General features: G+C 41.7%; 7 protein-coding genes. 3 read left to right on the top strand and 4 right to left on the bottom strand.

Translation table 11 applies throughout. The features are described from left to right. Window positions 1-359 precede the first annotated feature (359 nt). Together SD449_RS05205 and SD449_RS05200 are read right to left on the bottom strand one after the other, a co-directional pair. Window positions 360-2,663 (bottom strand): hypothetical protein, encoded by a 2,304-nt coding sequence (locus SD449_RS05205; protein ID WP_318309173.1) that lies wholly within the window; start codon window positions 2,661-2,663, stop codon window positions 360-362. A 209-nt stretch (window positions 2,664-2,872) separates the two neighbouring features. Beyond that, window positions 2,873-3,178: a hypothetical protein gene (locus SD449_RS05200; protein WP_067029132.1), complete on the bottom strand. Its 306-nt coding sequence runs from the start codon at window positions 3,176-3,178 to the stop codon at window positions 2,873-2,875. A 762-nt stretch (window positions 3,179-3,940) separates the two neighbouring features. Between SD449_RS05200 and SD449_RS05195 the strand changes: the two genes are divergently transcribed. From SD449_RS05195 to SD449_RS05185, 3 genes are read left to right on the top strand one after another with little or no spacing between them, the layout of a single operon-like run. Then, window positions 3,941-6,973, top strand: coding sequence for a SusC/RagA family TonB-linked outer membrane protein (locus SD449_RS05195; protein WP_318309171.1), 3,033 nt, complete (start codon window positions 3,941-3,943; stop codon window positions 6,971-6,973). A 15-nt stretch (window positions 6,974-6,988) separates the two neighbouring features. Beyond that, window positions 6,989-8,425, top strand: coding sequence for a RagB/SusD family nutrient uptake outer membrane protein (locus SD449_RS05190; RefSeq protein ID WP_318309170.1), 1,437 nt, complete (start codon window positions 6,989-6,991; stop codon window positions 8,423-8,425). Next, entirely contained in the window at window positions 8,412-10,799 is a 2,388-nt protein-coding gene (locus SD449_RS05185; protein ID WP_318309169.1) for a zinc-dependent metalloprotease, read from the top strand. Before SD449_RS05190 ends, SD449_RS05185 begins: the two co-directional genes overlap by 14 nt. A gap of 118 nt (window positions 10,800-10,917) precedes the next feature. Here the strand turns inward: SD449_RS05185 and SD449_RS05180 are convergent, their stop codons facing one another. Together SD449_RS05180 and SD449_RS05175 are read right to left on the bottom strand one after the other, a co-directional pair. Then, entirely contained in the window at window positions 10,918-11,169 is a 252-nt protein-coding gene (locus SD449_RS05180) for a DUF6520 family protein (RefSeq protein ID WP_036379030.1), read from the bottom strand. Window positions 11,170-11,221: 52 nt separating this feature from the next. Continuing rightward, a complete protein-coding gene (locus SD449_RS05175) occupies window positions 11,222-11,674 on the bottom strand; it encodes a MauE/DoxX family redox-associated membrane protein (RefSeq protein WP_036379029.1) in 453 nt (150 codons plus the stop codon). Window positions 11,675-11,762: the final 88 nt, after the last annotated feature.

Raw genomic sequence — 11,762 nt, 5'->3', positions numbered from 1 at the left:
TGATCTATTTAAGAGAGCGGCTTGATAATTATATTAGTTTTGTAGAAAACCTGTCCTAAACATCGGGGTATCTACAGCTATACGTGTTAAGATTACGAAGTACTTGATCGTTAAATTCCCAAAATCCGAGTCCGGATCTAATACAATTATGTCGTCATTGTGCATTAACTGCCCTTTTGACTGAATTAATTTTATTTGCGGAATGTTCATTTAATATAATTGTTAACGGTCTAGTATAAGAATAGTAGCGGATTTTCAAGCACTAGCTTTTCAGTTAAACACAGACCTTTTTTATATTGACTTACTTTCGTTTTAGCGATTAAACCGCTATTATTTTTATACATTGTTAGCCACTGGCTTTACTTCTTTTTATCTTTTTTAGAAGTTTTCTTTAATGGTTTAATTTCATCAAGGGTGCTTTCAATTCCTTGCTCTTTAAATTCAGAGTAAAGTCCAATTTGTACAATATCCCTTTCCTTTCTCCAATAAATTACTGCTAAAAAGGCGATTGTGATTTGAACTTGTATTTCCGAATTATCTTTAAACTCTTTACTATCCCATTTTTCTTTTACCTTTTTATTCTCTGGATTACTTACATCTATTACCGAAGCATATATATTTAAATCTTCATTAAGTAATTTTAGTTGACTATCCGCTTTTTCCTGCTCTAGTATATCTCTGTGTTCGATACTAGGTAAATCCGTTTTATTTAGAACATAAATTATATCTTGTATTCGATATTCAGTTGATGGAATGTATTTTGTTCTTGCATCATATTCTTTCAAAATTTCTTTTAAACGATAACCTGCGTTTACAGCAACAATAACAACATCAGGATTTTCTCCAATTAATTTATTTAAACCTTCAAGGAAATTATCCTTATTTAGTAAATATCGTCTAGTTCTTGAAACTAAAAATGAATTTGGAATAAATCGCTTTATACTATTTTGTGCTACTTGACTTGCAAAAATTGAATCGTAGTTTAAATGAGGAATGTCATTATCTGTAAATGCAGATTTTGACATTAAAGTCTGCCCACCGGTGACGGTTAATTTTAACTCATCATCTTTTTCTTTATCATCTAGTTCAATGAAAATATCATTATAGCTTTCGAAAGCTTTTGAAATAATTTCGTTTGATTTATTCTCGAAATTTTCAATTTTATCTGGAGATAACGGTGCATTTAATTTTTCTTGACCAATCTTATCTTTTATTTTGTCTTTTAAGGTTTTTGAGAAATTCTTGATTTCATCTGACTTTTCTGCAACGACTTCTGTATAACCTAAAACATTAATTAGCTCTTTATTTGATAATACATCATTAAGGCAATTTTCAAAGAATGATACAGTTGCCAACCAGTTGTTTAATTCAACGACATTATTGGGTAAATTTGGAAGTGCTGTAAAATCTTGGAAAGTATAATATTTATGTAGGGTCCACTGACGCAAAAACAAAACTGTTAAATAACTACATATCCAATAATTAACTTGTCTTCTATTACCTAAATTATCCAGTTCGGGAAAATAAAATTTGATGTCAATCGGTGTCTGACGATTTTTAAACTCATTTCTAAATTCTTCAAACCACTCAAAAATTTCTGTCATTGTTTCGGGCAGAAGAACAAACTTTGGTGGTAATGATTGAGAATAATTTAATATGTATTTTAAGGTTTTATACTGGTTTCTATATAATAAAAGACCTCCTAAAGCGTAATGAAATTCAAGAAACGTTCTTCTCTGTTGTAATCGGTTTTGGACTTCTATTTTATTTTTGACCTCTCCAGATTCAAAATCGTAATCTTCTATAATTGGTCGTAATCTAAAATCTAGATACTGATGAGCGTTTGACCAATACATTTTTACAAACTTCTCATTCTCGCAAATAACATACAGATTTCTCCAAAGCCAATTATATGTCTCTTCGGAAATTGGTATTTCTTCAAAATCTTCTCCAAGTAACCACCAACCACTAACAGCTCTATGTTCTATTGCAGGTAGTTTTAGGTTACTGCTATTTGCTAACTGTACATTTAGTTTATGTACCATTGAATATAAATCTGCTGGATAAATTAATGGTTTGGACTTATCGTGATTTTTTCGAATCGAAGAGAATTCACTATAGTAAAATTCAAGCAAAGTCTCTTGTAAATGCTCATCTTGCTTTTCAATTGCGTAAAAAGTAAATTCATTGATTGTTTTTAGGAAGTATGGTTTGTCCGTAGATTCCTTTTTAAGTGATGTGTGTTTTTTAATTACATAGCTTAACAAAGAGGTTGGTTTACCATTGAAAAGCACGACCTTATTTAACCATTGGAAAAACAAAATGGTTAAGGTTGTGGTCAATGCAAAAACTAATAGTTTTGCGGAATTATTGATGAAAAAATTATCCCAACCAAAAGGTGGCTGAATTGGAAATATTAAAAATAGAAAAGAAATAATTGTTACATATAATGCTAATTGAAAGATTGATAATTCAATTCTTTTTTTTCCAAATTTTAAAATTACTGGTCGTTGAGGGATTTCTTTATTAAAAAGAACTGATAAATAGTTTGAATTGTATCTTTCTCCAATGTTTGATATTTTATCCACAATAATTGGATATGCAATACCCAAAATTGCAATATCAATTGCTATGCAAATTTCAACTATGTAATTTATTGTCATTCAGATTTTTTTTCAGCTTGTGGCTAACTAGCTTATATACTCAACTGTCTTGTATATATGCCACCAATTTGGTCATCTTATTCACAAGTTCTGCAATTGAATGCAAAGCATAGCTTTATTAGTTTTCAATAAATTTTTTGGGGGATAATAGAATTTAAATGTAAGAATTTTCTAGAAAAAAAGAAGAGCTTGCTAAAGTAACCGAGTTATCAATCAAGTATCACATTAAAACTTTTAATCTCGCTTTCATTAATTGAACAATAAAGCTTTGAAAAATCTCTAAGGTCGAATCCCATTGATTCTACGATTAGGATTAATGTGCCGGACCCAGGAGTAGATTTTGCATTAAAAGTATCGGAAACAGTACCTTTCCTTAGACCGGTAATAATTGCTATTTGATTGTAGCTCTGCGCAATATCGTCATCACTTTGAAGAAATTTTTTGCTGTTTTCAAGAAGTCTTCTTAAGCTAATAGCAATCTTTATTCTTATAAGCTTTTCTAACTCCTTTTTCATAGTCCCAAGTAACTATTTAGAAAACAATTTATCGGTACGTTTTGGCGTACCGATTATTTTTATATATTTGAGGTGATAACTGATAATACAATTCAGTTTATAGTAATTTTGCGATACTTCGTATAGACAATATTTGAAGCATTCGCTTAGAATCTCATAGTAGAAAACTGGTAATTTTATGCAGATGAGAGGATAAGTAGATTGCTCACGACCCGGGGCGTGGGCTTTCTTATCATCTGCAAGGTATACCAGTACCTCTACTATGGTAAGTTGAGTTCCGCGCCTTTTTTTTGGTATTGGTTCATTGTAACTTTCTTCTTAGCGTTTGATTCCTTTGTTTTTTTGAAGTGTCGCCTAACCATTTGGGTTATGGGAAACATTTGGCAACTTTTTTATGTAGGGTTCACTCTGTGTGATTGTCCTGTTTTTGGGACATCTCACTCAGTGTTCGATATCCTGTTTAAAAAGAAGCCAAAGAACCCCGTATAACCCCAAGACTAGGGTTGTGGGATACACGTTACACTAATTTTTCGGTTCACGATATCCTTTAGTCTCACAACTAACTACTACACATTTGGGCAACCGACCCAGCACGAAATCATGGTCTTTTTTTGGTTAAGGAATCCATTTCCACGGGCTTTTGCCCCTTGGACAGGATGGCCTTTGTCCGAACCTAAATACCCTTTTGGAAGTTACGGCTTTCCCGTGGCTTTTTGGGTAGTGTGATGAACAACTTGCAAAGAAATTAAACGAACTCAATTTATGAAAAAATCAATATCACGCATGCCCAGGATTTTCCTGTTCATGCTCCTATATGTCTTTTTAATGCCATTTTTTTTAATTAATGTGCAGGCGGGCACAGTCTTGGAACCAACACAGGCCACTGTTTCCGGCACCGTGACCGATACTTCAGGGAATCCCTTGGCCGGGGTGAACCTTGTGGTGGAATCCAAGAATATTGGAACTATTTCAGATTTAGATGGTTCCTTTTCTATCAATGCGGGTCCTACCGATGTGCTTATCTTTTCCATGGTGGGCTACAAAACCCTTTCAGTGGCCATTGGGGATAGGGAAGAGCTTATTGTTTCCTTGGAGGAGGATGTTACCGTATTGGGTGAAGTGGTGCTCAATGCAGGGTACTATAAAGTTTCCGAAAAGGAACGCACCGGAAATATTGCCACCATTAAGGCAGAGGTCATCGATAAACAGCCCGTGGGCAATCCCTTGGCCGCCATGCAGGGACACATGTCAGGAGTCAATATTGTTCAGGATACAGGGGTGCCCGGAGGTGGGTTCTCCATTGAGGTCCGGGGCAGGAATTTCATCAACGGGGCATCCGATCCGTTGTTCATTGTGGATGGTGTACCCTTTAGTTCCCAATCGATGGGGTCGGCCCGTCTGTCAACCGCGATCGTTGGCGGAAACATTAGTCCCCTCAATGCCATCAATCCCAATGATATTGAGAGCATAGAGGTGCTGAAAGATGCTGATGCAACGGCCATCTATGGGTCCCGTGGCGCCAATGGTGTGGTGCTCATTACCACCAAGAAGGGCAGGGCGGGCAAGACCCGCTTCGATGCCCGGTTGAGTACTTCCCTTGGACAGGTATCCCATTTTATGGACTTGATGAAAACAAAGGAATACTTGGAATTGCGCAGGGAGGGGATCATCAATGATGGGGTTGATAACCTTTTGGGCAATCCAGGGTTGGATTTCTTTTGGCCTGATGTGACCCTTTGGGACCAAAATCGATATACCGATTGGCAAAAGGTACTTATCGGGGGCACGGCATACCGAAACAATGCGCAACTCTCTTTCTCCGGTGGCAGTGAACAAACCCAATTTTTGATCAGTGGAGCCTATCAAAAGGAGACCACGGTCTTTCCAGGGGATTTTAGATACAAAAGGGCAAATTTGAATACCTCCCTGAACCATCGTTCCGAGGATGGCAAGTTTGGGGTCAGCCTTTCGACCTCTTACGCCAAAGAGGATAATTATTTGCCCAGCACGGATTTTAGTACCATGGCATATACCTTGGAACCCAATGCCCCTGCACTCTATGATGCAGAAGGGAATATCAACTGGGAAGGCAATACATGGGAAAACCCTATGGCTGCATTGGAGGAAAAATATATGGTCGTTTCCAATACCCTCATCACCAATGCAGTGGTCTCCTATAAGATCTTGGACAATCTTGAAGTGAAGTCCAGCATGGGCTTTACCAACTATCGATTGGATGCCCAAAGGGCCATGCCCTCCTCGTCAAGAAACCCACAATATGGACTGACACCCCAAAATTACTCCTACCTGATGACCAATGTGTCCAAAAGGGAATCATGGATTGTGGAACCCCAATTGAATTGGATGAAACAATGGGACCAATTTTCGTTGGACGTCCTTTTGGGTACCACCTTTCAGCAGGAGACCACGGAACAGCTCGCTCTGCGGGGTCGGGGCTTCCCCAACAATGAACTGATCCTTAACATGGCCGCTGCGGACAACCTGGATATCCTTTCCAATACAGACAATGTATATAACTATAATGCTGTGTTTGGGCGTATCAACCTTAAATTCTTGGATAGGTATTTCATTAACCTGACCGGACGAAGGGATGGATCTTCCCGATTTGGACCGGGCAAACAGTTTGGAAACTTTGGTGCGGTCGGATTGGCCTGGCTTTTCTCCGAGGAGGGTCTTTGGCGTGAAAATTCTGTTCTGAGCTATGGAAAGTTAAGGTCGAGTTATGGCACTACGGGAAGTGATAATGTCGGTGATTATCGATTCTTGGATACCTATTCCGTTACCGGGGACCATTATGATGGGGTAACGGTCATTGAACCTACAGGACTGTTCAATCCCTTGTTCGGTTGGGAGGAGAACAGGAAATTGGAGGCTGCCCTGGAATTGGGTTTCTTCAAGGACCGAATATTGCTCAATGCATCATGGTACCGTAACAGATCATCCAATCAGTTGGTCGGGATTCCATTGGCGGCCACTACGGGATTTTCGGAACTGACTGGAAATTTTGATGCCATTGTGGAGAATACTGGGATTGAATTGGACCTACGGACGGTAAATGTCCAATCGCGGAAATTCAATTGGTCCACTACCCTGAACCTGACCCTTCCGAAAAATAGGTTGGTGGAATTTGATGGACTTGAAAACTCAACCTTTGCCAATAGGTATATCATAGGGGAGCCCCTGACCATACTGAAACTGTACCATTCCCTAGGGGTGGACCCTGAAACTGGGATGTATGGTTTCGAAGACTTTAATGGGGATGGGAACATCAGCAGGCTGGAGGACCGGGAATGGGTCGAGGACTTGGCCCCCAAGTTTTATGGGGGGTTGGGAAATACCTTAAGCATGGGGAACTTTACCTTGGATGTCTTCTTTCAGTTCAAAAAGCAAAAGGCGTTGAATAATCTACTGTTTGGGACCGTCCCGGGCCTAAAGGGTAATGCCCCCAAGGAAATGTACGATCGTTGGCAGCAGCCTGGAGACCTGGTGCCCTTTTCTAGGGCCTATAGTGGCTTGGTGCCTATCGGGGATCTTGACCAGTACCAACAGCAAAGCAATGCGGCAGTTTCGGATGCTTCATTCATCCGTTTGAGGAACATTTCATTGAATTACAAGATTCCCGACATAAAGGAGGGGCTTGACATCAACGTATACCTCCAAGGTCAGAATATCTGGACCATTACGGGGTATAAGGGACCGGATCCCGAACAGCCGACCAATACACGTTTGCCCGCCTTACGCCAGATGACCCTTGGACTCCAACTTAGTTTTTAACCTTAAACCCTTAATATGAAACGTTTGAACGATACAGCATTTGAAAATATAGGCCAGGGAACATCCGCGATTGGAGCACCATTTGGAACTCCATGGACGTTCCTATTAATCTTGGTTATGAACATGATGGGTTGTGCCGATTTTGTAGAAGTAGATCCACCAAGGAACACCTTGGTATGGGAGACCGTGTTCGATGACCCGTCCACAGTGGAATCTGCCCTTGCCAATCTTTATTTTGGGATGCGGGAACAGGGAATGGTTTCGGGAACCACAGGGGTGACCCCAGTACTGGGCATATACGCTGATGAATTGGACTATTATGGTTTTGGAGCCGATTTGATCCAATTCTATCAGGGTGAAGTAGCTGCGGCCAATGGTATTATTGCCAATTGGTGGCGCCATACTTACCACTTGATCTATAGTGCTAATGATATAATCAATGGGGTGGATGCATCCAATGGACTGACCAAGGATGAAAAGAATGAATTCAAGGGGCAAGCTTTGTTCATCCGTGCCTACTTGCATAGTCAATTGGTACTTGCCTTTGGGGATGTGCCGTATATCACTTCCACGGACTATCTGGAAAACGGTAGGGTGTCCCGAATCCCAACAACCGAGGTCTATGCTTATATCATTCGGGATCTCTCCGAAGCACTGGATGCCTTGGAAAGTGTTGATTTTGTGTCAAGTGAAAGGGTAGCCCCGGATAGGGACGTGGTCAAGGCATTGTTGGCGCGGATGTACCTGTATGATGAAAATTGGGAAATGGCGGCATCCTTGGCCACGGAACTTATCGATTCCTATTCCTTGGAAAATGATCTTGACCGAGTGTTCCTTAAGGATTCCCAAGAAACCATATGGCAACTCAAGGCCGATACCGAATTCCCGTTGAACACGAGGGAAGGGGAGCAGTTGATCATTCGGTCCATTCCCGGACAGTCATATGCCTTGACAGCGGATTTTTTGATGACCTTTGAAGCGGATGATTTGAGAAGGGACAATTGGGTCGGCAGTATGTCAGATGTGGACAACACCATTACCCTTTATTTTGCACATAAGTACAAAGCCGATATCAATGAGATGGAATCCGTGGAATATTCCATACTTATGCGATTGGCAGAGCAGGTGTTGATCAGGGCAGAGGCCCGGGCACAATTGGGGGATATGGTCGGGTCGCGAGCGGACCTCAATGCAATTCGGAACCGGGCCGGATTACCCGATGTGAATATCAGTACAACTGACGACCTTCTGGATGCCATTATCCTAGAACGAAGGCGGGAACTGTTCACTGAACAAGGTTTGCGTTGGTTTGATCTTGGGCGGACCGGATTGACCGAAGAAGTTATGGGTGCCCTTAAACCCAATTGGCAGTCAACAGATGTGCTGCTGCCCCTTCCCGAGTCCGAGCTGGAGGCCAATCCCAATTTATTGCCGCAGAATGATGGCTATTGATGTTACCTGCAAAGATCGTTTGGGTGTTCCGCAGCTGCGAAAACGAAACTATCCCAATTTGATCATAAGGATGGTACAACTCATTGTATGGATTTGTGTTTCAACACTCCCAAGTATGGCTTTGGTAAAGCATTGCGATACAGTTCAGGTATCTGGGATTCGGAACGCAGGACCAAAAATGAACCATCCTTTTCTGACCACTTCAGTGGTTGACGGCGAACTTTTTCTGGATGTGCCAAAAGAAGTCTTGGGTAGACGACTTCTTTTCGTCCGGTACGATCAAGGAAGCCATCGGAGGTTTTTACAGGTTATCTGGTCCTTGCAAGGGGATCGGATGTTGTTGAAGGTTCCGAGTGTCCGCTCAACAACAGGTATTACCTTGCCCGTCGCACCAAATCTCACCATTACGGATAATATCCTGGCCATTTTTCCTTTGAAAAAGGACAAGGGAGAACCAGGGTCGTATAGGGTAAACATCACATCCTTGGTGTTGCAGCAAAGAATAGAATGGGAACCTGGATTTGCCGAGGAACTGGTGCCGGAGATTACCATGCTGATGGGGGCAAAGGATTTGGACGACGAAGTGATCATCAAGACCCGTAGGGGACTGGTCAAGGGAGGTTTCAAAGTATCGGTGCCCATATTCTTCGGATTTACCGTTTTACCTGACCCGATGAAGGCCAGAAGGTTCGACTATCGGATGGGGTTTTACAATGAGGAGTCCTCGGGCATGCATCTCCAATTAAGAAATGGATTGGCCAATATTTCCAGATGGCGTTTGGAGAAAAGGTTTCAAGACCAAGAGGTCAGTGTGCCCATCAATCCAATTAACTTTTTATTGTCACCTGACATTCCCAAAAAATGGAGGCCCTATATCAAGGCGGGTATTGAAGAATGGTTGCCTGCTTTTGAGTCGGCAGGATTCAAGGATGCATTGGTGGTCAAGGAATTGGATACTTTGGATGAATGGACGGCACATAGCATCCATTCCAATATCGTGTACTGGTCCGGGATCAATGATATAAGGGGTTCGGAATACGGGGACTATGGGGGTACGGCTGCCAAAATCGTCGATCTCAGGACAGGTGAGATTTTGCGGGGGGATATCTTTATAAGTGCCTCGGAACGGACCGTAATGGAACGCTATTTTGTCCGTTCAGTGCCTTTGGATCAAAGGGCCCGACAATTCCCATTTCCCGATGAACTTGTCGGCTCCCTCTTCCAAGTGATAGTGGCACATGAGGCGGGCCATGTTTTCGGACTCAAGGATGCCAATTATGGAGAGTTCAGTTATCCATGGGAGAAAATGAAAGATAGTGTGTGGTTACGCAACATGGGCCATACACCAAGTATTATGAACTATGCCAGATCTTCGAACCTTCCCCAACCAGAGGACAGTGTTCCACCTGACCTTTTGGTCCAAAGGGTAGGTCCGACGGATAGGTACAATATCCAATGGGCCTATACGGAGTTTCCCAAGGACATTTCAGGGAAAGGGGAAAGTATGGCTTTGGAGAAAATGATACGGTGGCAGGATTCCGTTCCTTGGTACCGGTTCAACAATGCCATTTTTGAATCCATTGGCCCCGCGACTTCCAATGAGGTGGTCGAAACCAATGATCCCGTTCGTAGTACCGGATTGGCCTTGAAAAACTTGGAAAGGGTGATCTCCCTATTGCCCAAAGTAACCCTAGATCAGAAAGACAATGCACGATTGGGTCGTTTGCATGAAAAAACGTTGGAACTATGGTACAACCATATGGTCCATGTTTCGACACTGATCGGGGGATATGATATCCAGTATAAACCCTTGGGTCAACAAGGGCAAATGTACACGCCGATACCTTGGGAAAAACAATCAGAAGCAATGGAGTTTCTACTTGCCAATGCTTTTGATCCACCTAAATGGTTGACCCAACCAAGCTTTTATTCAAAGACAATGTACTCTACTTTTCCTGATTATATCTTGGGCTATCAACAAAGGCTCTTGTCTGAATTGGTCATGGCTCCCCGATTGAGGCGTTTAGAATTCATGGAAAGCAGTTCTGCTTCTGAAAATATGGTCCAAAATTACTTGGACCAACTACAATCCGGCCTGTTCAGGGAACTGCAATATAACCATGCCCCTGTAGAAAGTCAAAGGCAAACGATACAGATATTATATATTGACCTTTTGGTCAGATTTGTGCAACAGAAGGGACATGGGCCAAATTCCGAGGAGCGTTTTTTTTTCCATTCTGATTATGTAGTGGCTCAGTTTAGGATGCAATTGAAAGGGTTGAAAAAGACTATCCAAAATGGAATGAAAAGAAATTGGGATGATGTCAGTATGGCCCATTGGGAAAGATGTCTGGAAAAAATATATGGGATGTAGCTAAGGTCTGAAGGAATTTCATGAACTGGGAGAATTGCCCTAATGTTTGTGGAAGTTTGTTGAATTAGTGAAAAAGGTGCCTTGGAAAAGGCACCTTTTAATTGAATCAGAAAACCGATTATGGCACATTTTTGCGCAAAGGCGTGCTGCCAAAGCTTGGCATGGAATACAATTGATAACCAAGATGTTTACAAAGGGTATTCCCGGTTTCACCACAGCCTTCGGCGGGAATGGATCGCCATTCCTGCTCAGCGGTGTCATAATAGTGACCATCTTGAAAGACAGCCCTATCCTCAGTTGCAAATGCCAGGCCGACCGCCAAAAGGATGGCGAAGGCCGGTAAAACAAGTTTTAAAAAATTAGATTTCATAATACTAAGTATAAACGTTAATGCCTACTCTTTTCTAGGTTTTCGGCTTCCCCTACTGCACAGTATTTTGATGCGATTGCATGATATTCTGTTTGTTGTTACAAATGATTCCCAACAAGGCCATGAACATAAAAGTGATATTGAACAAAATATGGTCCGTCCACCCCAAGGTTGAAATGACCCCGCCACAGGAGCAAGGGATGGACTCACTGTATTTTAGAACTATACTGATATAGATGGTGAATGAACCCAATAAGACCAAGCTGGCATACAGGGCAAGTGTGCGGTATCTTGCGAACCACAATAGGCCTGCGATCACCAGCTCCACAAAGGGCACGGCCCATGAGATCACTGTGGCATAGGATGCAATGTAGGGCATACGCTCCACCCTCAATTGAAAGGTATCCAAATGCATCAATTTGCTGACCGCAGTATAAACGAACAGTAGGGTCAACAAAAGGCTGAACAGGGTAATAAGTTTGGAGTAGATTCCTTTGTGAGACATATCCTTTGATTTGATATGACAAAGTTCGGGAGTCTGATGTATCCCTAAGGGAGTATTTGTTATCTGAAACGGAGTAAATGCATGATAT

Origin of the sequence: Flagellimonas crocea (assembly GCF_033441595.1) — a bacterium.
Lineage (GTDB): Bacteria > Bacteroidota > Bacteroidia > Flavobacteriales > Flavobacteriaceae > Flagellimonas > Flagellimonas crocea.
Note: the sequence above shows the minus strand (reverse complement) of the source record. Positions and strands in the feature narration are given on the sequence as shown.

Coding starts and splice junctions, on each gene's coding strand:
- SD449_RS05205 (WP_318309173.1), bottom strand. CDS start 2,663: ATGACAATAAATTACATAGTTGAAATTTGCATAGCAATTGATATTGCA.
- SD449_RS05200 (WP_067029132.1), bottom strand. CDS start 3,178: ATGAAAAAGGAGTTAGAAAAGCTTATAAGAATAAAGATTGCTATTAGC.
- SD449_RS05195 (WP_318309171.1), top strand. CDS start 3,941: ATGAAAAAATCAATATCACGCATGCCCAGGATTTTCCTGTTCATGCTC.
- SD449_RS05190 (WP_318309170.1), top strand. CDS start 6,989: ATGAAACGTTTGAACGATACAGCATTTGAAAATATAGGCCAGGGAACA.
- SD449_RS05185 (WP_318309169.1), top strand. CDS start 8,412: ATGATGGCTATTGATGTTACCTGCAAAGATCGTTTGGGTGTTCCGCAG.
- SD449_RS05180 (WP_036379030.1), bottom strand. CDS start 11,169: ATGAAATCTAATTTTTTAAAACTTGTTTTACCGGCCTTCGCCATCCTT.
- SD449_RS05175 (WP_036379029.1), bottom strand. CDS start 11,674: ATGTCTCACAAAGGAATCTACTCCAAACTTATTACCCTGTTCAGCCTT.